The sequence below is a fragment of the Fulvimarina fulva genome (assembly GCF_039652615.1).
Classification (GTDB): domain Bacteria; phylum Pseudomonadota; class Alphaproteobacteria; order Rhizobiales; family Rhizobiaceae; genus Fulvimarina.
Genome location: NZ_JBDJAC010000003.1, coordinates 280,358 through 303,057 on the forward strand (window position 1 = coordinate 280,358; position 22,700 = coordinate 303,057).

Annotated in this window: 19 protein-coding genes; 8 read left to right on the plus strand and 11 right to left on the minus strand. The window is 63.7% G+C overall.

Translation table 11 applies throughout. From position 1 onward, the window contains the following. The first annotated feature begins 19 nt into the window (after positions 1-19). From ABDX79_RS06830 to ABDX79_RS06840, 3 genes are read left to right on the plus strand one after another with little or no spacing between them, the layout of a single operon-like run. Entirely contained in the window at positions 20-1,249 is a 1,230-nt protein-coding gene (locus ABDX79_RS06830) for an ROK family protein (protein WP_346219522.1), read from the plus strand. Then, a complete protein-coding gene (locus ABDX79_RS06835) occupies positions 1,246-2,676 on the plus strand; it encodes a di-heme oxidoredictase family protein (RefSeq protein WP_346219523.1) in 1,431 nt (476 codons plus the stop codon). Before ABDX79_RS06830 ends, ABDX79_RS06835 begins: the two co-directional genes overlap by 4 nt. A gap of 47 nt (positions 2,677-2,723) precedes the next feature. Continuing rightward, complete coding sequence (locus ABDX79_RS06840) at positions 2,724-4,391, plus strand: CRTAC1 family protein (protein WP_346219524.1); 1,668 nt, start codon at positions 2,724-2,726, stop codon at positions 4,389-4,391. Between the two features lie 46 nt (positions 4,392-4,437). Here the strand turns inward: ABDX79_RS06840 and xylA are convergent, their stop codons facing one another. The 8 genes from xylA to ABDX79_RS06880 all read right to left on the minus strand — a co-directional run bounded on the left by xylA (position 4,438) and on the right by ABDX79_RS06880 (position 14,249). Further along, positions 4,438-5,745, minus strand: a complete 1,308-nt coding sequence (gene xylA / locus ABDX79_RS06845; RefSeq protein ID WP_346219525.1) for a xylose isomerase — start codon at positions 5,743-5,745, stop codon at positions 4,438-4,440. A gap of 266 nt (positions 5,746-6,011) precedes the next feature. Continuing rightward, positions 6,012-6,974: an ABC transporter substrate-binding protein gene (locus ABDX79_RS06850; protein ID WP_346219526.1), complete on the minus strand. Its 963-nt coding sequence runs from the start codon at positions 6,972-6,974 to the stop codon at positions 6,012-6,014. Positions 6,975-7,000: 26 nt separating this feature from the next. Further along, positions 7,001-8,011 (minus strand): ABC transporter permease, encoded by a 1,011-nt coding sequence (locus ABDX79_RS06855; protein ID WP_346219527.1) that lies wholly within the window; start codon positions 8,009-8,011, stop codon positions 7,001-7,003. After that, complete coding sequence (locus ABDX79_RS06860) at positions 8,012-9,529, minus strand: sugar ABC transporter ATP-binding protein (protein WP_346219528.1); 1,518 nt, start codon at positions 9,527-9,529, stop codon at positions 8,012-8,014. A gap of 7 nt (positions 9,530-9,536) precedes the next feature. Continuing rightward, positions 9,537-10,718: a Gfo/Idh/MocA family protein gene (locus ABDX79_RS06865; RefSeq protein WP_346219529.1), complete on the minus strand. Its 1,182-nt coding sequence runs from the start codon at positions 10,716-10,718 to the stop codon at positions 9,537-9,539. Between the two features lie 11 nt (positions 10,719-10,729). Further along, complete coding sequence (locus ABDX79_RS06870; protein WP_346219585.1) at positions 10,730-11,791, minus strand: sugar phosphate isomerase/epimerase family protein; 1,062 nt, start codon at positions 11,789-11,791, stop codon at positions 10,730-10,732. A gap of 137 nt (positions 11,792-11,928) precedes the next feature. Then, positions 11,929-12,960 (minus strand): LacI family DNA-binding transcriptional regulator, encoded by a 1,032-nt coding sequence (locus ABDX79_RS06875; RefSeq protein WP_346219586.1) that lies wholly within the window; start codon positions 12,958-12,960, stop codon positions 11,929-11,931. Positions 12,961-13,385: 425 nt separating this feature from the next. Further along, positions 13,386-14,249: an oxidoreductase gene (locus ABDX79_RS06880; RefSeq protein ID WP_346219531.1), complete on the minus strand. Its 864-nt coding sequence runs from the start codon at positions 14,247-14,249 to the stop codon at positions 13,386-13,388. A 94-nt stretch (positions 14,250-14,343) separates the two neighbouring features. Here ABDX79_RS06880 and ABDX79_RS06885 point away from each other — a divergent pair, with 94 nt between their 5' ends. Then, a complete protein-coding gene (locus tag ABDX79_RS06885; protein ID WP_346219532.1) occupies positions 14,344-15,246 on the plus strand; it encodes a LysR family transcriptional regulator in 903 nt (300 codons plus the stop codon). 42 nt (positions 15,247-15,288) lie between these two features. Here the strand turns inward: ABDX79_RS06885 and ABDX79_RS06890 are convergent, their stop codons facing one another. Further along, positions 15,289-15,876, minus strand: a complete 588-nt coding sequence (locus tag ABDX79_RS06890) for a TetR/AcrR family transcriptional regulator (RefSeq protein ID WP_346219533.1) — start codon at positions 15,874-15,876, stop codon at positions 15,289-15,291. Between the two features lie 120 nt (positions 15,877-15,996). Between ABDX79_RS06890 and ABDX79_RS06895 the strand changes: the two genes are divergently transcribed. From ABDX79_RS06895 to ABDX79_RS06905, 3 genes are read left to right on the plus strand one after another with little or no spacing between them, the layout of a single operon-like run. Then, a complete protein-coding gene (locus ABDX79_RS06895) occupies positions 15,997-16,497 on the plus strand; it encodes a (2Fe-2S)-binding protein (RefSeq protein ID WP_346219534.1) in 501 nt (166 codons plus the stop codon). Further along, the gene (locus ABDX79_RS06900) at positions 16,494-17,552 is read left to right on the plus strand and encodes an FAD binding domain-containing protein (protein WP_346219535.1); all 1,059 of its coding nucleotides are present in this window, start codon (positions 16,494-16,496) and stop codon (positions 17,550-17,552) included. Before ABDX79_RS06895 ends, ABDX79_RS06900 begins: the two co-directional genes overlap by 4 nt. Then, positions 17,545-19,800 carry a xanthine dehydrogenase family protein molybdopterin-binding subunit gene (locus tag ABDX79_RS06905; protein WP_346219536.1) on the plus strand — a complete coding sequence of 752 codons (2,256 nt, stop codon included), beginning with the start codon at positions 17,545-17,547 and terminating at the stop codon, positions 19,798-19,800. Before ABDX79_RS06900 ends, ABDX79_RS06905 begins: the two co-directional genes overlap by 8 nt. A 567-nt stretch (positions 19,801-20,367) precedes the next feature. Here ABDX79_RS06905 and ABDX79_RS06910 read toward each other — a convergent pair. Next, the gene (locus ABDX79_RS06910) at positions 20,368-20,691 is read right to left on the minus strand and encodes a hypothetical protein (protein ID WP_346219537.1); all 324 of its coding nucleotides are present in this window, start codon (positions 20,689-20,691) and stop codon (positions 20,368-20,370) included. 119 nt (positions 20,692-20,810) lie between these two features. After that, on the minus strand, positions 20,811-21,518 hold the full coding sequence (locus tag ABDX79_RS06915) for a GntR family transcriptional regulator (RefSeq protein ID WP_346219538.1): 708 nt from the start codon (positions 21,516-21,518) through the stop codon (positions 20,811-20,813). Between the two features lie 213 nt (positions 21,519-21,731). On the opposite strand from ABDX79_RS06915, the gene ABDX79_RS06920 reads away from it, so the two are divergent. Continuing rightward, on the plus strand, positions 21,732-22,694 hold the full coding sequence (locus ABDX79_RS06920) for a Bug family tripartite tricarboxylate transporter substrate binding protein (protein WP_346219539.1): 963 nt from the start codon (positions 21,732-21,734) through the stop codon (positions 22,692-22,694). The last annotated feature ends 6 nt before the right edge of the window (positions 22,695-22,700 follow it).

Below are 22,700 nucleotides of genomic sequence, written 5' to 3' on the forward strand. Positions count from 1 at the left end.
CGGGAGGACCGGAAAGACCATGCTCGCCAAGACCGATGCCGAGAGCGTGCGCGCCCATAACCGGCGCGCGGTGATCGATCATCTGCGCCGTAGCAGCGTATCGACGCGACGCGACGTCAGCGCGGCGACCGGCCTGTCGGTTTCGTCGGCCTCGGCAATCACGGCAGCTCTCATCCGCGACGGCGTGCTGATCGAGTCCTCGGACGACGATCGTAGCCTGAAACGCGGGCGTCCCGAGCGACGGCTCGGCTTCGAGCCGGGAGCAGCGACCGTCGCCGCCGTCAAGATCGCCGTCGGCGAAATGGCCATCCGCGTGTCGGACTATGCCGGCGAGCCCCTTGCCCATCTCCATCGCGTCATGAACATCGCCGATCTCGACGCCGACGGCATGGTGACGGCGATCGCGGATCTCGTTCGCGAAGCCGAAGGGCTTATCGAACGCCCTCAATGCGCGGCAACGGAGCAGCTGACACTCGCCGTTCAGGGCAAGACGGACGTGGAGGCGGGCCGCATCGTCTGGTCGCCGGCAATGAAACATCGCGATCTCGTGGTCGGGCCGAAACTTGCCCAGGCTCTCGATGCCACGGTCAGTGTCTGCAACGATTGTTCGCTGATGCCGGAGGGTGTTCGCTGGCGCGGTGGCACCAGCGCGCGGGACTTCGCCTTTCTTTTCATCGGCTTCGGTGTCGGCATGGGGCTGAGGATCGGCGGACGGACCTTCCAGGAGGGTACGAATTCGGCCGTCGAGTTCGGCCACATCAACCATGTGCCCGGAGGAGCTGCCTGCCGGTGCGGCAATTCCGGCTGCGTGGAAGCCTATGCCGGAGATTATGCGATCTGGCGGCGGGCGCTGGGCAGACCGCCCTCGGACATCATCGACCGCCGGCTTACCGATTCCGAAATTCATCGGCTCGCCGAAGACGCGCGACAAGCACCGGGCGACGCACGAGCGGCTTTCGAGGAGGCAGGAAAGGCGATCGGATACGGGCTCGGCCGCCTCTTCACCATCATCGACCCCTTGCCGATCATCTTCACCGGCGCTGGCGCCCATGCGATCGATCTTATGGAGCCTGCAATCCGCAAGGGTATCGCCGAAAGCTCCATCGCCGAACAGGGCGCGGACGTGGCCTTCAGTGTCGAGGAGGATGTCGATGCCCTCGTCTTCGAGGCAGCGACCAATCATGCGCTCGCCGGGATCGACGAACGCCTTGCCCGCAATCCCGGACGCCATTCGGAGGCCGCAGAATGATAACGAACCGAACCGTGTTCGGAGCCGGGCTCGCCGCTGCGACCCTTGTCTTCGCAGCCCCGGCCCTGTCCGGCGACACGCCACCCTGGTCGGAACATGCGATCCGCGAGCCGGTCGAGCAGGCGACATTGGCCGGCCAGCTCTCGAAAGCCGATCTCGAGGCGCTCGTCGAGAAGGGCCGGGAGTTTTTCGAAGCCCGCTTCACGACCCTCGACGGAGCCGGCCGGCCGCATGCGACGCAAGCGATCATTCCAACGGCCCATCGCCGGCCGGTAGAGCACGATTTCCAGCGCCTTGCCGGCCCGGACGCCAATGCCTGCGCATCATGTCACAACGAACCGGTAACGGGCGGGGCCGGCGGTTTCGTCAGCAATGTCTTCGTCTCGGAAGGCTTCGAAAGCGCCGATTTCGACACGCTCGATCCACAATTCTCAAATGAACGCGGCACCAATCATCTCTTCGGCGCAGGGCTCGTCGAGCTTCTGGCGCGCGAAATGTCCGCCGATCTGAAAGCCGAGCGCACGAAAGCGCTAAAGAGCGCGCGCCAGAGCGGCGAGCCGACCAGGGCCGTGCTCGAAACCAAGGGCATATCCTTCGGCTTCCTCACCGCCCTTCCCGACGGCTCGGTCGATTTTTCCGGGCTTGAAGGCGTCGACGCCGACCTCGTCATCCGTCCCTTCACGCAGAAGGGGGTGATGACGTCCCTGCGCCAGTTTACGGTCAATGCCCTCAACCAGCATCACGGCATCCAGCCCGACGAGCGCTGGGGCGCCCGCTGGACGGCCACCGACGATTTCGACCGCGACGGCAAGGGGAAGGAATTCAGCGAAGGCTCGGTTTCAGCCATGGTCGCCTTTCAGGCCGCCCTGCCCGCGCCGCTGGAAGCCGATCCCGGCGACGAAGCCTGGCGGCAGGCGGCGGCACGGGGCCGGGCGGTGTTCACCGATCTCGGCTGCGCGTCCTGCCATCGCCCACACCTGCCGCTCGAAAGCCTCGCCTTTTCCGATCCCGGCCCGCTCGATACGGCCGGAACACTGCGTCTCGGCGATGTCGAGACCGCCGCGATCTACGACCTGTCCCTTCTCGACTGGGCGAAGAGCTTGCCGCGCGACGAGGACGGCCGCGTACTCGTGCCGCTCTTCGGCGATCTCAAGCGCCATCGGATCGCCGATCAGCGCCAATCGGCTCTCGGCAACGAGACGCTTGCCCAGCGCTTCGTCGAGCGCGACGTCTTCATGACCGCCGAACTCTGGGGGCTCGCCGACACCGCGCCTTACGGTCATCGCGGCGACATGACCACACTCGACGAGGTGATCCGCGCCCATGGCGGCGAAGCCTTTGAGGCGGCAAAGGCCTATGGCGCGCTTACAGAAGACGATCGCTCCGCGCTGATCGCGTGGCTCAAGACCTTGAGGATCGAACAATGATGCCGGCTGAAAAGGTCAGGACCGCGCCCTTGCGGTCAAGGCGGCGAATGAGCCTCCATCGGCGCGTGGCGCTTGCGTTCCTGGCGGGTCTTGTCTCTGCGACACCGCAGCTTGCGGCCGCGCAAACCGGTGCCGCGCCGCAGGCTTTTGCGGCCGATACGCCGGTCCTCCATGAAGAGGCCGAGGCCGCGGGCCTCTCGCACGTCTATGACGGTCCCTGGGAGTTCTTCGTCGGTGGCGGTGGCGCGGCCTTCGACTGTGACGGCGATCGCAAACAGGACGTGTTTCTCGCTGGCGGCAAGGAACCTGCCCAGCTCTTCCGCAATCGCTCGAAGGTGAGCGGGGCCCTCGCCTTCGAGCCCACGGAGACAGGCGTCGACGCGGACATCCTGACCAAGGTCACCGGTGCCTATGGGCTCGATATCGACCAGGATGGCGTCAAGGATCTCGTCCTGTTGCGCGTCGGTGCGAACCACGTGCTGAAGGGACTCGGAAACTGCCGCTTCGAGGATGCGACGCGCACCTTCGCCATCGATCCGGGGCGTGACTGGACGACCGCTTTTTCGGCGACGTTCGAGCCGGATCTCTCCTTTCCGACACTCGCCTTTGGCAATTACGTTGATCGGTCCGCCCCCGGCTCGCCCTGGGGCACCTGCGCCGACAATCAGCTGATGCGCCCGCTGAAGGGCCGCGAGCAACCGGACTATTCCGAGCCACAGCGCCTTTCGCCCGGCTTTTGCGCGCTCTCGATGCTCTTCACCGACTGGAACCGCACCGGCGAGCCGTCCTTACGTATCACCAATGACCGGCAATATTATCGCGGCGGCGAGGAGCAGCTCTGGCGTATCGAGCCGGGCCGCCCCGCCCGCCCCTATCGCAAGGCCGATGGCTGGCAGCACCTGTCGATCTGGGGCATGGGCATCGCGGAGGCCGATCTGAACGGCGACGGCTGGCCGGAATATGCCCTGACCTCCATGGGCGACACGAAACTTCAGGTTCTCGACCGGACCTTCGAGGACACGCCGACTTACGAAGACGAGGCCTTCGATCGGGGCGCGACCGCCCATCGCCCCTATGAGGGCGACGAGAGCAAGCCCTCGACCGGCTGGCATGCGGAATTCGCCGACTTCAACAACGACACCGCCCTCGATCTCTTCATCGCCAAGGGCAATGTGGAGGCGATGCCCGATTTCGCCGCCTTCGACCCGGATAACCTATTGATGGGCGGCTTCGACGGCCGCTTTACCGAACGCGGGCGCGAGGCGGGCATCGCGCGTTTCACCAAGGGGCGCGGCGCGCTCGTTGCCGATTTCAACATGGATGGCGCACTCGACCTTCTCGTCGTCAATCGCGGCGGCAAGGCAAGCCTCTTCCGCAATCTCGGTGGGGCAAGCGATTTCGGGCCACGGCCCCTGGGCAATTTTCTTGAGGTCGAACTCCGCCAGAACGGGGCCAATCGTGAGGCCCTCGGCGCCAAGCTCGCCGTGCGCGTCGGCACCAGGACCTTGATGCGCACTGTGAAGGTGGGCGGCGGTCATGCCTCGGGCTCGAACGGCTTCATCCATCTCGGCCTCGGCGTTGCCGAACGCGCGGAAATCCGCGTCCAATGGCCGGATGGCGAATGGAGTCACCCCTATAGGGTGTTCGCCAATAATTTCGTCCTCATCGACCGGGACGCGGACGAGGCACGCTATTGGTACCCGATCGACGGATAGGCTTCGTGGACGAAGGACAGGCTTTGTCCACGAAGCCTGATTGGCGTTACACGACGTATCGATTGACGAGGTTTTCCAGCCGTTCCTGACGGCCCGATCGGGGCTGCGGATCGAGCCCTTCGGCTTCGACGCGTGCGGCGGCCGCTTCAAGGTCACCGGCAAGCATGGTTCTCGCCGCCTCGCTCTCCCAGCCCTCGTAGCGCGCGCGAAGCGCCTGTTCGAGTTCGCCGTCTTCAAGCATTTGCGCAGCGGCCTTCAGCCCTGCCGCGCAGACATCCATGCCGCCCAGATGGGACAGGATCAGATCGTCCGTGTCGATCGACTGGCGCCGTATCTTGGCATCGAAGTTCGTGCCGCCCGTGCCGAGCCCACCATTTTTCAGGATCTCGTAATAGGCGAGCGCGACCTCGGGCACGTTGTTCGGGAACTGGTCGGTATCCCAGCCGGACTGGTAGTCGTTGCGGTTCATGTCGATCGAGCCGAGGATGCCGAGCTGGCGGGCGAGATGCAGTTCGTGCTCGAACGAATGGCCGGCGAGGATCGCGTGGCCCTGCTCGATGTTCAGTTTGACCTCTCCTTCGAGCCCGAAGTCCTTCAGGAAGCCATAGATCGTCCCGACATCGTAGTCATATTGATGCTTAGACGGCTCCTGCGGCTTGGGTTCGATCAGGATCGTGCCGCCGAACCCGATCCTGCGGGCGTAATCGACGACCATTTGAAGGAACCGGCCGTAATGGGCGCGTTCTTTGCCCATGTCGGTGTTGAGCAGGGTCTCGTAGCCTTCGCGTCCGCCCCACAACACATAGTTCTCGCCGCCGAGACGGTGCGTGGCGTCGATGCAGCTCTTCACTGTCGCCGCCGCATAGGCGAAGACATCGGGGTCGGGATTCGTCGCGGCCCCCGACATGAAGCGGCGATGGGTGAACATGTTCGCCGTACCCCAGAGGCATTTTACGCCGGTCTCCTCCATTTTCGGGCCGACATAATCCACCCATTCGAAGAGCCGGTCGCGACTTTCCGCGAACGAACCGCCCTCGGGGCGGACGTCGAGATCGTGCCAGCAAAAATAGGGCGCGCCGAGGATCGAGAACATCTCGAAGGCCGCATCCGCCTTCTGCCGCATGCTGTCCATGGTGTCTTGCGGATACCAAGGCCGATCGAAGGTGCGACCGCCGAACGGATCGCCCCCTTCCCAGGCGAAGGAGTGCCAGTAGGCGACCGCGAAGCGCAGGTGATCGCGCATCGTCTTGCCGGCGATGACGGCGTCCGGGTCATAGTGTCGGAAGGCGAATTCGTTCCGCGTTTCAGGGCCTTCGTATCGGATCGGATCGATTCCGGAGAAATAGGACGCCATGGTGTCGATGCTTTCTGGGAGATGATGGGTGTAAGAGTGCTGCGACAGCTATCATCCATCGCGGGTTTCGGGCCGAGTGGGCTCGTCACGCATTGGATGAGAGCGATCTGTCCGGGGCGCGTTCAGCCAGCGTTCAAGACGCCGCCACGAACGCCGGTGGCCCGTAAAAGTTTCGATCGCACCCTCCCCTTCGAGGCTCGTCATGTCCAAGGACATTCCGAGCCCCTCAGGACGAGGATGCTTTTCGTCAGCCGGACGCGGCCGTCTTAAAACGGCGAGTTCGGATAGTAGTATTGGTCGGCGTTCTCGGGCGTGATCAGGACCGATCCGATGATGAAGCGGCCTTCCATCGGTGCGTTCGAGACGAACCGGTCGGCCGTGAGGCGAATGGCTGTGGCGATCATCGCCGGCGGATAGGTAACGTCGGCCGGGATCATCGTATCGCCGTTCTTCACGCGCTCGACAATCTGCTTCATACCGGCCCCGCCGAGCACCCACATCTCGCCTTCGCGCCCAGCCTGCTTGATCGCTTCGATCGCGCCGAGCGCCATGTCGTCGTCAGAGGCCCAGACCGCGTCGATCTCGGAGTTCTTCGACAGGAAGTCCTGCATCACCTCGAAGGCCTTGTCGCGGTTCCAGTCGCCGTGCTCCATACCCACGACCTCGATGCCGGAGCCCTCGATGGCACCCTCGAAGGCCTCGACACGCTCGTTGTCGATGGTCGTCGGGATACCGCGCAGGACGACGATCTTGCCGCCGTCCGGCAATTTTTCCTTGAAATAGTCGCCGGCAACCCGACCGAAGGCCGTGTTGTCGCCCGCGACATAAAGGTCTTCGATCCCCTCCTGGGCAAGCCCCCGATCGACCACGGTCACGAACTTGCCGGCATCGGCGACGCGCTTGACCGGGCCGGTCAGCGGATCGGATTCGAAGGGCAGGATCACGAGCGCGTCAATATCGCGGGTGGCCATCATGTCTTCCAAATCGGAGACCTGCTTGCCGGGATCGCCGGCCGTCGAAAGCACGAATTCGAGGTTCGGATAGGTCTCGGACAGGCTGTCGATCGCTTCCTGAGCGTGGAAGTTCACCCCGCCGGTCCAGCCGTGGGTCGCGGCTGGTATCGAAACGCCGATCACCGTCTTCTCGCCGTCCTGGGCATTGGCGATGCCGGGCAAAGCGATTGCGGCGGCGAGAGCCGCTCCGGCTGCAATCTGAAGCAGTCTTTTCATGTGATTTCCTCCCGTTATGCCGCCGGTCAGGCGGCGCCTTTCCGGCCGCGTTGCAGAACGACGGCCAGGATGATGATGACGCCCTGGATCGCCCCGTTGAGATAGGGGCTGACCAGATCCGTAAGGTTGAGGATGTTGTCGATGAGGCTGAGAATGAGGACGCCTACGACGGTGCCCCAGACCCGGCCGAACCCGCCTTTCAGCACCGTTCCACCGATAATGACGGCGGCGATCGCCTCGAGCTCCCATAACAATCCGGTGGTGGACGAGGCCGAGCCGAGGCGCGGCACATACATGATCGTTGCAACGCCCACGAGCATGCCCTGAAGCATGTAGGTGATCAGCCGTACCCGCTCGACGGGAATTGCCGAATAGCGGGCCACCTGATCGTTCGAGCCGATCGCGGCGCAATGCCGGCCGTAGGCCGTCTTTCGCATGGCGATTTCGCCGAGGATCGCGACGATGGCAAAGACGATAATGGGCCAGGCGATACCGAGGACGCCGCCGTAATATACCGGGCGGTAGACCTCGCGGAGCGAAAAATCGAGCGACAGGGTTCCGCCGTCGGCGAGCCAGATGACCAGCGAACGGAAGATGCCGAGCGTTCCGAGCGTGACAATGAATGCCTCGATCCGTCCCGCCGTGATCAGGATGCCGTTCAGAAATCCGGCCGCAAGCCCCAGCGTGAGGCAGGCCATCATGCCAAGAATGATCGTGCCCCAATTGATGCCGACCGACGGCACCAGCGCATTGAGAACGATGATCGTGAGGCCCGCGAGAAAGGCCGACATCGACCCGACTGAGAGATCGAGGCCGCCGATGGTGATGACGAAGGTCGCACCGACCGCGATGATGCCGATGAAGGAGGATCGCGCCAGAACGTTGGTGACGTTGCCGGCGGACAGGAAATTGTCGTTCAGCGACATGCCGAACAGGACGAGGGCGACAAGCGCGATGACCGGCCCCCAGACGTGGAGATCGAAGCGCGGCCCGCTGTTTTCGGCGGTTGAGGCTGGTTTGGTTTCGCTCGCGGACATTCAGGCCACCTCCTCGAACATCTCGCTATCGAGCCCCATGGCGCGGCGGACGATGGCTTCTTCGGTCATCTGATCCCCGGCCAGCTCGCCCGTGATACGGCCCGAGCGCATGACGAGCACCCGGTGGCAAAGCCCGATCACCTCCGACATCTCCGACGATATGACGATGACGGCGCGCCCTTCGGCTGCGAGCGAATGAATGAAACTGTAGATCTGCTGCTTGGTGCCGATGTCGATGCCGCGCGTCGGCTCGTCGAGGATGACGATTTCCGGCTCGACCAGCATGGTCTTGGCGAGAAGCAGCTTCTGCTGATTGCCGCCGGAGAGGTTGCCGACCGGACCATCGAGCGATGCTGCGCGAATGTCGAAGCGCTTCACCGCCTCATCAAGCGCCTTCTGTTCAGCTTTCCGGTCGACGAAAAGGCCGGAAAAACGATCGAGCCCGAGCAGCGTCAGATTCTCGCGCATCCCGTATTTGAGGAGAAGGCCCCGCCCCTTGCGGTCTTCGGTGAGATAGGACAGGCCATGTGAGACCGCATCGCGGCAATGGCGTATGCGGACCACTTCGCCGTTCCGCCTTATGGTGCCCGAGCCCTCGCGCAGTCCCATGATGCCTTCCATCAGCTCGGTGCGCCCCGCGCCGACGAGCCCCGCGAAGCCGAGCACCTCACCTTTCGCGAGGTCGAAGGAGATGTGCCGCGCATGGCCCGGGACCGAAAAATCCTCGACCGTGAGGGCCGGCGTTGCCTGTGGCGGCTGCGTCTTTGCCGGAAAGAGATCGCTCAGTTCGCGGCCGACCATGTCGCGCGCCATACGATCGGCGTTCGTCTCCGACACCGTCACGCTGGAGATCATCGCGCCATCGCGCAACACCGTGACTTCGTCGGCGACGCGGACGATCTCGTCGAGCTTGTGGGAGGTGTAAAGGATCGCGACGCCCTCGGCCTTGAGCCTTGCGATCTGCTCGAACAGGACCTCTGCCTCGCGCGAAGTGAGCACGGCCGTCGGCTCATCCATGACGAGAACCCGGGCGTTTCGTGCAAGCGCCTTGGCAATCTCCACCATCTGCTTTTGCGACACCGAAAGGCTGGAGACCGGACGGCGGGTATCGATCGGCGTCGAGAGCTGATCGAGAAGGCTCGACGCACGCTGGCGCATTGCCTTCCAGTCGAGAAAGAGCCCCGTCCTGAGCTCGCGTCCCAGAAAGACATTCGCTTCCGCCGACAACTGTTCGGCAAGATTGAACTCCTGGTGGATCAGGACGACGCCCCGGTTTTCCGCTTCGTCGCTGGAAGCAAAGCTCACCGGCTTGCCGTCGAGAAGAATTTCGCCGCCCGAAACCGGCTGATAGCCGGTCAGGCATTTCATCAAGGTCGACTTGCCCGCCCCGTTCTCACCGACCAGGGCGTGAACCTCGCCAGGCCGAAGCGCGAAATCGACGCCGTGCAGCACCTCGACCGGGCCGAAGGACTTCCAGATCTGCCGGGCTTCGAGAATTGGGTATGGGCGTTCGCTCATGCCGTTCTCATAGCTTCGTCCATGCGCCGCCCGCTTTCGACGAAGCGACGCAGGCCTCGATAAAGGCCATGCCCTCGATACCGTCCTCTATGGTGACGATACCTAAACTCTTGGACGGGGGTCTGCCTTCATCGAGCGCGTTGATGAGATCGGCGGCCTCCGCATAGATCGTGGCGAAACCTTCGAGATAGCCTTCCGGGTGCCCGGCCGGGACACGCGTGACGCGGTTCGCGGCGCCGACGCCGCCCGCCCCTGCCCGGGTCAGGAGCTGCTTGGGCGCGCCGATCGGCGTGAACCAGAGCTTGTTCGGGTCCTCCTGATGCCAGGAGAGGCCACCCTTGGTGCCGACGAGGACGAGGGAGAGGCCGTTTTCGTGGCCGACGGCAACCTGGCTTGCCCAGAGCGAACCTCTGGCGGCGACACCGTCCCGTTCCTTGAAGCGCAGCAGCATCTGGGCGTTGTCATCGAGCACGCGGCCCTCGCCGAAGCTCGTCAGTTCGCAGGCAAGGCTCTCGACCGTCAGGCCGGTGACGAAGCAGGCGAGGTTGAAAGCGTGGGTGCCGACATCCCCGATCGTGCCGCCCGCGCCCGCCTTTTCCGGATCGACGCGCCATGCAGCCTGCTTGGATCCCGTGTCCTCCACCTTGGTGGCGAGAAAATCCTGGATGTATTCGGCCTTGACGATGCGGATCGGGCCGAGCGCGCCGGCCTCGATCATCGCCTGTGCCTGCCGGATCATCGGATAGCCGGTATAATTGTGCGTGAGAGCAAAGGCCTTGCCGGAGCGCCTGACGATCTCGCCAAGCTTATCCGCCTCTGCCCTGGTCGTCGTCACCGGCTTGTCGCAGATGACGTGATAGCCGGCCTCGAGGAAGGTCTTGGCCACCGGAAAATGCATATGATTGGGCGTGACGATCGCCACCGCCTCAATGCCATCCTCCCGCTCCTTCTCGGCTTTCGCCATCTCCTCGTAGGACCCATAGCTGCGCGATGGATCGAGCCCGATCTCGAGAGCCGAGGCTTTCGCCTTTTCAGGCGTCGATGACAGCGCCCCGGCGACGAGCTCGAACCGGTCGTCGATCCGGGCGGCCATGCGGTGAACGGCGCCGATGAAAGCGCCCTGCCCGCCACCGACCATGCCGAGGCGGATGCGGCGTCCGCGCTTGTCGTCGCGTCCTTCGATGGTCATGGCGCCACTCCTTATGAATCGATACCGAGCATGCGGCGGTTGGCGGCGTCGTCGGTGCCGCCCGACGCGAAGTCGTCGAAAGCCTTGTCGGTGGTTTGAATGATGTGGTGGGCGATGAAGGGCGCGCCCTCGGCAGCGCCCTGTTCCGGGCTCTTCAGGCAACACTCCCATTCGAGAACCGCCCAGGAATCATAGCCATATTCGGCCATCTTCGAGAAAATCGCCGAAAAATCGACCTGCCCGTCACCGAGCGAGCGGAAGCGCGCCGCGCGCTTCGTCCATGGCTGATAGCCGGAATAGACGCCTTGGCGCGCAGTCGGATTGAACTCGGCATCCTTCACGTGAAACGCGCAGATCCGCTCGTGATAGACGTCGATGAAGCCGACATAATCGAGCTGCTGCAAGACGAAGTGGGACGGATCATAATTGATCTGAAGGCGCGGGTGGTTGTCCGCCGCTTCAAGGAACATCTCGAAGGTCGCGCCGTCGAAGACATCCTCGCCGGGATGGATCTCGTAGCCGACATCGCAGTCCGCTTCATCGAAGGCGTTGAGAATAGGCACCCAGCGCCTCGCAAGCTCTTCGAACGCCGTGTCGATCAGACCGGCAGGGCGCTGCGGCCAGGGATAGAGAAACGGCCAGGCCAGCGCGCCCGGAAACGTCACATGGCTCTTGAAGCCGAAATGCGCCGACGCCTTCGCGGCCATCTTCAACTGGTCGACCGCCCATGCCTGTCGCGCCTTGGGATTGCCGCGCACCTCCGGTGCCGCGAACCCGTCGAACGCTTCATCGAAGGCCGGGTGGACGGCAACGAGCTGCCCTTGCAGATGGGTCGAGAGATCGGTGATCTCGACGCCGGCTTCCCTAGCGATACCGGCAATCTCGTCGCAGTAGGTTTTCGATTCGGCCGCTTTGGCAAGATCGATCATGCGCGCGTCCCAGGTGGGAAGCTGGACGCCCTTGTAGCCATGACCTGCGGCCCAGCGGCAGATCGCGCCGAGATCGTTGAACGGCGCATCGTCTCCGGCGAACTGGGCGAGAAAGATTCCCGGCCCCTTCATCGTCTGCATCATCATCCTCCCAAACGCCGCCTCCTTGCAAAGGACGCAGCTTGAAACGTCGCACCATCACGGCGCGACGTCACCGAACGGAAGACTTGCATATAATTTTCGCACTTTGAAGTGCGCACGTCAAAACTCTCACGCAAATGTCAGAATGGCAGATTTTCACGGATAAAGATGTCGATCCGGATGCGCTCCTGCTCCTCTATGATGCTTGTCCGGTTGGCCGCAGCCAGCAAGATGCGGGCGGCAGAGCGGACTTGATGGCCCGGGTTCTGAGCGAGCACGGCGTCGAACACCCCCTCCCGAAGAGCTTCGATGGAATGGTCGGTCAATTCGTGACCGACGGTGATCGGGCGCTGGTCCTTCGAGATGCCCGAAAGTGCCTTTGCAACCCCCATATTGCCGGCTCCGGCGTTATAAAGGGCAATGAGATCCTGCTTCGTATCGACGAGCGCCCGTGTCGCCTCTTCCGTGCGTCCCCGATCGTCACGGGTCTCGGTCACTGGGCATATCGAGAGATTGGGAAACTGCCGCTCCAGCACTTGCGAAAAGCCGAAACAGCGATCGACGTGATCGCGCAGCGAGAGCGAGCCGACGAGGACGCCGACACTCCCCCTTCGTCCGCCCGCGAAACGCCCGATCAAGGCACCGGCGCTACGCCCGGCCGAGGCGTTGTCGATCCCGACGAACCGGATCCGGCGTGAGGCCGGGATATCTGAGATCAACGTCACGACACGGACCCCATCGAGAACAAGCCGATCCACTGCGCGGCGCACGTCCGGATGGTCGAGCGCGACGATCGCCGCACCGTCGACCGCACGGTCGATGCCATCGATTGCCGCGGCGAGTTCTTCGGGCTCGAAAACGTCGGCCTGGAGCGTTTCCACCACCGTCCGGCTCGTCAAAAGCCATTCGCGCATACCCTCAATCTGCCTGGCGAGATCGGCCATGAAGGCGTTGGTACCCGTCGGCAGCATGAAAACGAAGCGATATCGCCTGCGACGCGCGAGCCCCGCCGCCAGTGGATCCGGCCGGTAGCCGAGTTCGGCCATGGCAGCCTTCACCCGCTCGACCGTCTTCGCCCTGACGTTGGGTCGCCCGTTAATCACGCGATCCACCGTGGCAAGCGAAACTTCGGCCTTTCTGGCGACGTCGGTTAAGGTCGGGATGACGCTCATGATCATCTAGAAAGCACGGCTTTCTGATGTGCGCAACTCAATGATGTCTCGGCTGGAGGAGAGATTGGGGACGAGCGAAGCGGAAGGCCATCACATCGCGTTCGCAGCGAATGGCACCGGACGGATGGCCGATCGCCTGTGCGTATCGAGATTTCGGATCAGATCGGTCTGGAGGCCAATAGCCTGTCCTTCGATTGAAACTTTGTGGCCAACCCGCAGGCGCCTGCGAACACCATTTCCACCGTTCCCACGGCAGCTGAGATTTCAATCCAGACGCAAGTCGAGGCGGGCTGGATCGATGCTTGCCGCCCAGATGTAAATTCGCATGAGGGGCGATTTTTGCAGCGCTGAGGGCGGCGGCACCCGGACGGCGTTCCAAAGAACTGCTCGCCATCCGGGATTTTGGGCTCGGTACCGATCGATTTTCAGGCACCGATCCGATCGAGTTCGGCGATCGCGGTCTCGGGGAGTTCGAGTTCGGCGGCTGCGAGGTTCTCGGTCAGATGATCGATCGATGATGTTCCGGGGATCAACAGGATGTTGGGAGAACGCTGAAGGAGCCAGGCCAGCGCGACCTGAAGCTCGCTCGCTCCCACCTCGCGGGCGACTGCCGACAACCGTTCCGACTGCAAGGGGTTGAACCCTCCGAGCGGAAAGAACGGCACATAGGCGATGCCGGCGCTGGCGAGGTCATCAATAATCGCATCGTCATCACGGTGGGCGAGATTGTACATGTTCTGCACACAGACGATCTCTTCGATCCGGCGACCTTCTTCGATCTGCGCGGCGGTCACATTGCTCAGCCCGATATGGCGAATGAGCCCTTCTCTCTTCAAATCGGCGACTGTTTCCAACGGTTCGGCAATCGATCCGGCTTCCGGGCCGTGGGGTCCGCCAAGACGAAGATTGACCACCTCGATCGCATCAAGTCCGAGATTGGCGAGGTTGTCCTCGACCGCCTTCCTCAGCGCATCCCGAGAGATAGCCTTGTTCCACGAGCCGTCTTCGCCTCGCAAAAAGCCGATCTTGGTGACGAGGGTCAGATCGTTCGGATAGGGGAACAACGCCTCCCTGATCAGCTGGTTGGTGATGTGGGGACCATAGAAATCGCTGGTATCGATATGGTCGACGCCGGCCTCGAGCGCCCGCCTCAGAACGGCGAGAGCTTGGTCTCGATCTTTTGGCGGTCCGAAGACGCCTTTTCCCGCAAGTTGCATCGCGCCGCAACCCATCCGCGTCACGCGGCGGTCGCCGAGAAGAAAGGTTCCGGCTTTTTCGATCTTGGTCATTGTCGTCTCCTTTGCTGTTCGGCCTCTATCTATGGACGTTGATAGCGTGCGATAATCGGCACACAGCCGCACAGCTTGTTCGGAGAATCGAACAATGGTCGATCTCGACGATCTTCCCGAATTCATCGCCGTCGTTCGCTCTGGCGGATTTCGCGAAGCAGCGCGATCAAACGGGAAAAGTCCGTCCAGCCTCAGCGAAGCGGTCCGCAGGCTCGAAGCGCGCGTCGGTGTCCGTCTTCTGAACCGGACGACGCGCAGCGTCACGCCGACCGAAGCCGGGTGGCGCTTGATGGAGCGGCTCGACCCGGCGCTTGGCGAAGTCGAGGCCGCGCTGGACGTGGTCAACCGTTACCGCGACCGCCCGTTCGGCACGCTTCGTCTCAACGTGCCGGCCGTGGCGGCCCGCCTGGTTCTGCCACGGTTCATCCCGGCGTTTCTCGAAGCCTATCCCGATATTCGCGTCGAGATCATCGCCGAGGACAGTTTCGTGGATGTTCTCGCAGCCGGTTGCGACGCCGGCATCCGCTACGACGAACGGCTCGAACAGGACATGATCGCCGTCCCCATCGGGCCGCGCACACAACGCTTCGCAACGGCCGCCGCGCCCGGTTATCTCGATCGCAAGGGGCGCCCGACCCATCCGAGGGATCTGCTGGGTCACACCTGCCTGATCGGCCGCTTTTCGAGCGGCGCCGAAACGAGCCCATGGGAATTTGAACGGGCCGGCGAGATCGTCAGGATCGAGCCGCCTGCCCGCCTCACCGTCAGCGTTGGAACCGCAACCGATCTTGCGATTGCGACCGCGATAGAAGGCGGCGGTGTGATCCAACTCTTCGAGGACTGGCTCACCCCACACATCGAGACCGGTCGTCTGGAGCCGATTCTGCCCGATTGGTGGCAGTTGTTCACCGGGCCATTTCTCTACTATTCCGGGCGCCGCCAGCTGCCCGGTCCACTTCGCGCCTTCGTCGATTTCACGCGAGACAAACGCTGGTAGGCAGTGCACACCTTTCTCAGCAAGGCCTTCGCCTTAAGATCGTCATGTCCGGCTGAGACCATCGATCAGTGCGTCGATCATCCTGCCCGCATCCTCCTGCCAACCTTCGTGATCGCGCACCATGGCGATGCCGACGATCGAATAGAGAAGATCGGCGGCGGTGACGCTCTCGCGCAGACGTCCTTCGTTCACCGCGCGCTCGATCAGGCCCTGCAGAGGCTCCAGAACTCGAACCGACATTCTCCTGGAAATCTCGGACGTCTTCGGAGCGCTGACGGCGAGCGCCGTGATCATGCCGCGCTTCGTCGCCGTCAGGGCGATCATCGCGGCAGCCCAGCGGCGGAGTGCGGCGACCCCGTCGATCGCCGGATCGTCCCTCAGTTCCCGCGCGAGCACGCCCATCGCGTCGACCTCGCGCGTATAGACCGCCTCGTAGAGAGCCTCGCGCGTCGGAAAGTTGCGATAGAGCGTCGCGACGCCGACACCGGCCCGTTTCGCGATTGCCTCCAGGTTGACCGGCGCACCGTGCTCCTCCGCCAAAACGGCCTTGGCGGCCTCGAGCAAGGCCTCCCGGTTTCTGAGGGCGTCCGCGCGGGGCCTGCGCGGGGCTTTTCCCTCAGCCGGCATCATTTTCTCATTCGGGGCCATTGAAAACGGAGGGACCCTCCACATAAATCATATCAGTTCCGATAATGCCCGTTCTGGACCACCGGTTCTCTCGAGCCCCCTAGCATGAAACGGAGGCGTCGCATGCCACTATCCATCAATCTGACGATCAATGGCGAGGCCCATGCGATCGATCTCGACGATCCGCGCGTCACGCTTCTGGATCTCCTGCGCGAGCGGCTCGGCCTGACCGGCGCCAAGAAGGGCTGCGATCGCGGGCAGTGCGGCGCCTGCACGGTGCTGGTCGATGGCCGAAGGATCAACGCCTGCCTTGCGCTCGCCGCAAGCCAGGACGGCGCCGAGATCCTCACTATCGAGGGCCTTGCGAACGGCGAAGGGCTACACCCGTTGCAGCAGGCCTTCATCGACCATGACGGGTTCCAGTGCGGCTTCTGCACGCCGGGCCAGATCATGAGCGCGGCGGGCCTTTTGTCCGAAGCCAGAACCGGCGGGGACCCCGAGCGCATCCGGGAGCTGATGAGCGGCAATCTCTGCCGCTGCGGCGCCTATGCCGGGATCGTTGCCGCCATCGAAGCGGTCGAGAACGGCACCGAACAGACCAGGGCTCAGGGAGAGACGGCATGAAACGGTTCGATTACGTCCGGCCCGAAACCGTCAGCGAAGCGATCGAGGCACTGGCGGCCCAAAATGCTGCCGTGCTCGCCGGCGGCACCAATCTCCTCGACCTGATGAAGGGCAACGTCGCCCGACCCGACCGCATCGTCGACCTGACGCGGGTGAGCGGCCTCGACGCGATCGAGGCGCTGGACGACGGCGGCATGCGGATCGGCGCGCTCGTGAAAAACTCCAACCTTGCCTATGACGAGACGTTCGCGGCACGTTATCCGATGGTCGCCGAGGGGCTCCTGTCAGGTGCTTCGGCGCAGCTTCGCAATGCGGCGAGCGTCGGCGGCAATCTTCTCCAGAAGCCACGCTGCCGCTACTTTCTCGATCCGGCGAGCGCCTGCAACCGCCGTTCCCCCGGAAGCGGGTGCGATGCGATCGGCGGCGATACCGAGGGCATGGCGATCCTCGGATGGACCGAGTCCTGTATCGCTGTCCATCCGTCCGATTTCTGCGTCCCGCTTGCCGCGCTCGGCGCCATCGTCGAGGTGGAGGGACCGGATGGATCGCGAGAATTGCCGCTCGGCGATCTGCACCGCCTGCCGGGCAACACCCCGGACCAGGAGACGACGCTTCGAGCCAGAGACATCATCACCGCGATCCGGCTACCCGCTGATGCGGCGCGTTTCGCCGACCATTCCCGATATCTGAAACTGCGCGATCGCACGTCCTATGCCTTCGCGATCGTCTCGGCGGCGGCGGCGCTCGAACTCGACGGCGAACGCATCGTCGAGGCGCGGCTCGCACTCGGCGGCGTCGCGGCGAAACCCTGGCGATGCGAGGCCGCCGAAGATGCGTTGAAAGGCCGTCCCGCAACCCGCGAGAGCTTTGAAACCGCCGCGAAGGCGGCCCTTCAGGAGGCAAAGCCGGTGGGCGAGAACGGTTTCAAGATCGATCTGGCCGCTCGCATCCTCGTGCGGGCCCTGTTGAGGGCGAAAGCGGGAACGCCGGCGCAGATGCCCGCTCTTCCCGCTTCCGTGTTCGAACCCGTCGAAGGAGAATTCGACCATGTCTGAGACAGCGATCACCTCCACCACATTGCGCCAGCGGCACGGATCGAATGCCGGCCAGCCGATGACCCGGCGCGACGGACTCGATAAGGTCACGGGTGCCGCGCCCTACGCGGCGGACCGGCGACCGGACGGACTGCTTCACGCGGTCTATGCGGCGGCCACGATCTCCAGTGGCCGCGTCACGGCGCTGGACGTTATGGCGGCCAAGGCCCATCCCGGCGTCGTTGCGGTTCTGACGTCGGACAGTCGGCCGCCGCTCGCCGGCGATCCTGACGCAAAGAGCAATCCCCTCGCCTTCAGGCTGGATATGCTGCAGAGCAAAGACGTCCGTTATGCCGGCCAGCCGATCGCTGTGGTCGTTGCCGAAACCCTCGAGGCGGCGACGGAAGGCGCGGCGCTGCTTGATCCGCAATACGAAACCGCGACGCCACGCGTCGGTCTCGATGTCGATGGCAGCTTCGTGCCCCAGGCCGTCGGTCCGGGCTTTCCGCCAGAGGCTTCGGTCGGCGATGTGGAGTCCGGTCTGTCCGGGGCCTCGACGACGATCGAGGCGCTCTACGAGACGCCGCCGCAATATCACAACGCCATGGAGCCGCACGCGATCGTCGCCGAATGGGACGGCGACCGTCTGACCGTGGATACGCCCTCCCAGGGCATGGCGATGACGCGTGCACGGCTTTCCGAACTGTTTGGCATCCCGGCCGAGAACATTCTCGTCCGCAGCCCCTATCTCGGCGGCGGTTTCGGCTCGAAGGGCAGTGTCACCGGGCCGGTCGCCCTCGGTGTCCTCGCGGCGAAGGCCGTCGGACGCCCGGTCAAGCTCGTCGTGCGGCGCGAGCAGATGTTCGGCCCCCTCTCCCACCGCGGCGCGACGCGTCAGACCCTCAAGCTCGGTGTCGGTGAGCGCGGCGCACTCACCGCGCTGTCGCACCACACCTTGACGACGACGAGCCTCCACGACGACTTCGTGGAACCTGCCTCGAACGCCAGTCAGTCTCTCTACGCGAGCCCGGCGATCCGCATCAGCCACGAAGCCGTGCGGACCCATATCGGCACGCCCGGCTTCATGCGCGCTCCCGGCGAGGCGACCGGCTCGATTGCCCTTGAAAGCGCGATGGACGAGGCCGCCCATGCGATCGGCATGGACCCGCTCGCCTTCCGCCTTGCCAATTATGCCGATGTCGAGCCGATCTCCGGCAAGGCGTTCACCTCCAAATCCCTACGCGAATGCTATGCGGAAGGCGCGGAGGCGTTCGGCTGGGATCGACGTTCGACCGAACCGCGCTCGATGCACGACGAAAAGGGCCTTCTCGTCGGATGGGGCGTCGGCTCTGCGGTGTTCTTCGCCGGCATGATGCAGGGCGAGGCCCGCGCCATCCTCAAGGATGACGGGATGGGGCGTATCGAGGTCGGCATCCACGATATGGGACAGGGAGCCTGGACCGCTCTCGCTCAGGTCGGAGCCGACGCGCTGGCGCTCGATCTTTCCCAGGTCGAGTTCGTCTCGGGGGATTCGAGCCTGCCGAACGGAGGCCTTGCCGGAGGCTCGACCCACACGGCGACCGCCGGCTCGGCGATCGACAAGGCCGGTATGGCGGTCCTCGGCGAACTCGCGGCACTCGCCGCCGCGAACGAGAGCTCGCCGCTTTTCGGTGCCGACAATACCGGGCTTTCGGCAAAGGATGGCCGGCTTTACGTGTCGGACGAACCGCAACGCAGCCAATCCTATGGCGAGATCCTGAAGCAGGCCGGCAAGACCTCGATCGAGGCGATGGGCCAAATCAGCTCCGAACCCCATGGCGCGACCGACGACTACGCGCGCCACTCCCACGGTGCGGTGTTCGCCGAGGTGAAAGTCGATCCCGACCTCGGCCAGATACGGGTCAGCCGCATGGTCGGTGCCTTCGCCGCCGGCCGGGTGATCAATCCGCGCCTCGTCGAAAGCCAGCTCTATGGCGGGATGATCTGGGGGCTTTCCTTTGCCCTCCATGAAAAGGCGGTAACGGACGCGCGAAGCGGCCGGATCATGAACGCCGATTTCGCCGGCTATCACGTCCCCGTTCATGCGGACGTCCCGGCCATGCAGGTGATCATGATCCCGGAGGAGGACCGGCTGGTCAATCCGCTCGGCGTCAAGGGGGTCGGCGAGATCGGCATCGTCGGCTCGGCGGGCGCGATCGCCAACGCGGTCTGGCACGCGACCGGCCGCCGCATCCGTCACTTCCCGATCGGGCCGAAAGATCTTCTATAGGAGCCCCACTGATTGCGGTGGCACCCCCAGGCAGATTGTTGCCGCAAGCTTGATGCCGACGAGGCAATTGCCGGGACGCTTGTCATAGCGGGTGGCGATTCTGAGGGTCGCGTCCCAACGAATGGCGAAGCTGCGCAATCATCGAGGGATCGGCGGCCGGTTCCAGTTGCGAGACGGAACCGAACCGACGCTTTCCCGGATGACCAAGCCCTTGATGAACCGACGCGCGCTAGTCGAATAGAGCGGCAAAGCCGAGACGTTCGCATAGAGAATGCCCTCCTCCCAGGCCGCGCGCGCCTGTTCGTCGAAGCGCTCGGCTCCGGCGCGCTGGGAAATCCTGATCCCGAACGGGGCGAAGCAACCCGTCCGCGATCATCTCGAAATGCATGTCGCTGCGGCAATGCCACACGATCCGCCGATCCCTGCCGACAACGCAAATCTCCGTCGCCTTGCGGCGGACGTCCAATCCAACATCGTCTCCCGTCGCTGCTTTCCATTTCTTCGAGAATCAACAGCGGGAAGCTTCGCCTCCCCGCCGGAGAGCAGCAACCTCATGTATGGGATGCATCAGATCCCGGAACCGCCCTGTTCGAGAAAGTCGCTTTCCAGTGCGGGTTCGATAGGGTGTCCGCCCGCCAGATTGCGGTCGGCTGTAGGCGTCGGAAGCGGCATCCAGGCGACGAGATCGTCGTCTTCATAGGTGACCGGCGCCTCGGGCCCGCTATCGGTCGCGATCCAGCATTTCTCGTGGGCGCCGCGCGGCATCGCCCAGCGAACCGTATCGACTTCCGGCGGTCCCTGTTCGCCGCCGCGCACGGTCACGAGAATGCGCTGGCCGCTGCGGTCGGCCCCCTTCATCGCGGCCCAGCCTTGATTGACGGTCTCTGCCATCTCGAAATTCCTCCCTATGGTGCGCCCCGCTCGGGCCGCGATAACCTATGAGGCCTTGCGTCGAACCTTAGCCAAGCCACGCCCGATCTGTCGATGTCGGCGAAAACGCCCTCCATGCCTTACAGATACCTCATGTCGTAGCGTTTCAGGATCGCCATGATCAGGTCGCGGGCGTTTTCCTTGTGCGCCTGGGCCGCACGGCGCGCGTCTTCCGGCCGGCCCGCAGAAAGCGCCGCGATGATGGCGCGATGCTCGCCGATCGAAGGCGTTGGCTTGGGGCGCAGATTCAGCGTCAACCGTCGCGCACGATGGGACTGGTCCAGATTGACGGTCGCGATGCGCTTCAGCCGGCCATTGCCGGCCTCCTCGATCAAGGCTGCGTGAAACTCGCCGTCCTTCGCAGCCCAGACTTCAAGATCGTCATCCTCGAGCGCCGCCTCGCCCGCGGCGGTCAGCGCTGCAAGCCTCAAGCAGATCGGTTCGCGGCGCTCCTCTGGCAGGGATGCGATGAGAAAGGCGGCCATGCCCTCGACCGCGACGATGACATCGTAGACCTCGCGCATATCGTCCGGCGACAGAGCACAGATGACGACGCCGCGCTTGGTGCGCAGGTCTACCATTCCTTCCGCCTGAAGCTGGATGATCGCCTGATGGACCGGCGTCCGGCTCATGCCGAGCCGTTCTGCGATCTCGAGCTCCGAGCCCTGAAAGCCCGGCGGGAACAGCCCGTCGCGAATCGATGTCTTGATCGCATGATAGGCGGCGTCGACGAGGCTCGAACGCGGCGCAGTCCTGCGGTCTTCAAATGATAATGCTGTGTCCGACACGAGCGAAGATCCTTCCGTCCTGCCGTCGACCCTAGCCGTGAAGCGATCTGCGGACAAGCAAGTTTGCACGCCTTGTTGCATGCAACAGCGCGTGCATCATTGACAGGCGGGCTTATTTCGTGCCTCCTTGATCATGAGATCCGTCAGGACTGCGCGTGGAGGACGCGCCGTCTCAAAGGAAACGGCGGACGAGATTCATGGGAGGAACCATTCATGCGCATAACCACGCTTCTATCGACCGCCGCCTTGGCCTTTGCCCTGTCGGCAGGCATCGCAAGCGCTCAGGACTATCCGTCCAAACCGCTCAACTACATCATCCCCTTCAATGCCGGCGGCGAGTCGGACGTCGCGGCGCGCTTCCAGCAGCCCTATCTCGAAGAGGCGTCCGGTCAGAACGTCGTCGTTCAGTATATTTCCGGCGCGGGCGGCGCCCAGGCCTGGTCGCAGCTCAACGGCATGGAAGCCGACGGCTATACCATGATGGGCTCGAACCTGCCGCACATCATCCTGCAGCCGATGGCGCAGGATGTGGGCTACAAGACCGACGACATCACCAATGTCTATTTCTTCCAGTATACGCCCGATGCCCTGCTCGTTCCGGCCGGCAGCGACTACAAGACGCTGGAAGATTTCGTGAACGCCGCCAAGGAGACCCCGGGCGCCGTCACCGTCGCCGGTTCGGCCACCAATTCGGCGAACCATGTTGCCGCGACGAAACTCAACGAGCTGGCCGGCATCCAGACCACCTATATTCCGTTCTCGGGAACGAGCCCCTCCGTGACGGCGCTTCTCGGCGGTCAGGTCCAGGCGGCATTCAGCTATTCCACCGCAGCGCTCAACCAGGGCGATCAGGTGCGCGTCCTTGCCGTTGCGGCCGAAGAGCGGCTGCCCGCTCTGCCCGACACGCCGACCTTCAAGGAGCTCGGCTATGACATGGTGGGCGGGGCCTATCGCGGCGTCGCAGTTCCGAGCGGAACGCCAGAAGACATCCGCACCAAACTCTCCGATCTTCTGGGCGAGGTGAACGCCAATCCGGAATTCGTGAAGAAGATGGAGGATGCCGGCTTCGTGGTGATCTCCGTTCCCTATTCGGACGTGCCGGCCTTCATGAAAGAGCGCCAGGCGCAGTACGATTCAGTCGCAAAGATCATGGGCATCGAGACCTCCTCGAACTGATCGCTT

Excerpts from the sequence above, each read along its gene's own strand:
- ABDX79_RS06895 (WP_346219534.1), top strand. The coding sequence starts at position 15,997 with ATGCCACTATCCATCAATCTGACGATCAATGGCGAGGCCCATGCGATC.
- ABDX79_RS06840 (WP_346219524.1), top strand. The coding sequence starts at position 2,724 with ATGAGCCTCCATCGGCGCGTGGCGCTTGCGTTCCTGGCGGGTCTTGTC.
- ABDX79_RS06920 (WP_346219539.1), top strand. The coding sequence starts at position 21,732 with ATGCGCATAACCACGCTTCTATCGACCGCCGCCTTGGCCTTTGCCCTG.
- ABDX79_RS06850 (WP_346219526.1), bottom strand. The coding sequence starts at position 6,974 with ATGAAAAGACTGCTTCAGATTGCAGCCGGAGCGGCTCTCGCCGCCGCA.
- ABDX79_RS06880 (WP_346219531.1), bottom strand. The coding sequence starts at position 14,249 with ATGACCAAGATCGAAAAAGCCGGAACCTTTCTTCTCGGCGACCGCCGC.
- ABDX79_RS06885 (WP_346219532.1), top strand. The coding sequence starts at position 14,344 with ATGGTCGATCTCGACGATCTTCCCGAATTCATCGCCGTCGTTCGCTCT.
- ABDX79_RS06835 (WP_346219523.1), top strand. The coding sequence starts at position 1,246 with ATGATAACGAACCGAACCGTGTTCGGAGCCGGGCTCGCCGCTGCGACC.
- ABDX79_RS06900 (WP_346219535.1), top strand. The coding sequence starts at position 16,494 with ATGAAACGGTTCGATTACGTCCGGCCCGAAACCGTCAGCGAAGCGATC.
- ABDX79_RS06875 (WP_346219586.1), bottom strand. The coding sequence starts at position 12,960 with ATGAGCGTCATCCCGACCTTAACCGACGTCGCCAGAAAGGCCGAAGTT.
- ABDX79_RS06910 (WP_346219537.1), bottom strand. The coding sequence starts at position 20,691 with ATGGCAGAGACCGTCAATCAAGGCTGGGCCGCGATGAAGGGGGCCGAC.
- ABDX79_RS06830 (WP_346219522.1), top strand. The coding sequence starts at position 20 with ATGCTCGCCAAGACCGATGCCGAGAGCGTGCGCGCCCATAACCGGCGC.
- ABDX79_RS06890 (WP_346219533.1), bottom strand. The coding sequence starts at position 15,876 with ATGATGCCGGCTGAGGGAAAAGCCCCGCGCAGGCCCCGCGCGGACGCC.
- xylA (WP_346219525.1), bottom strand. The coding sequence starts at position 5,745 with ATGGCGTCCTATTTCTCCGGAATCGATCCGATCCGATACGAAGGCCCT.
- ABDX79_RS06905 (WP_346219536.1), top strand. The coding sequence starts at position 17,545 with ATGTCTGAGACAGCGATCACCTCCACCACATTGCGCCAGCGGCACGGA.
- ABDX79_RS06855 (WP_346219527.1), bottom strand. The coding sequence starts at position 8,011 with ATGTCCGCGAGCGAAACCAAACCAGCCTCAACCGCCGAAAACAGCGGG.
- ABDX79_RS06865 (WP_346219529.1), bottom strand. The coding sequence starts at position 10,718 with ATGACCATCGAAGGACGCGACGACAAGCGCGGACGCCGCATCCGCCTC.
- ABDX79_RS06860 (WP_346219528.1), bottom strand. The coding sequence starts at position 9,529 with ATGAGCGAACGCCCATACCCAATTCTCGAAGCCCGGCAGATCTGGAAG.
- ABDX79_RS06870 (WP_346219585.1), bottom strand. The coding sequence starts at position 11,791 with ATGATGCAGACGATGAAGGGGCCGGGAATCTTTCTCGCCCAGTTCGCC.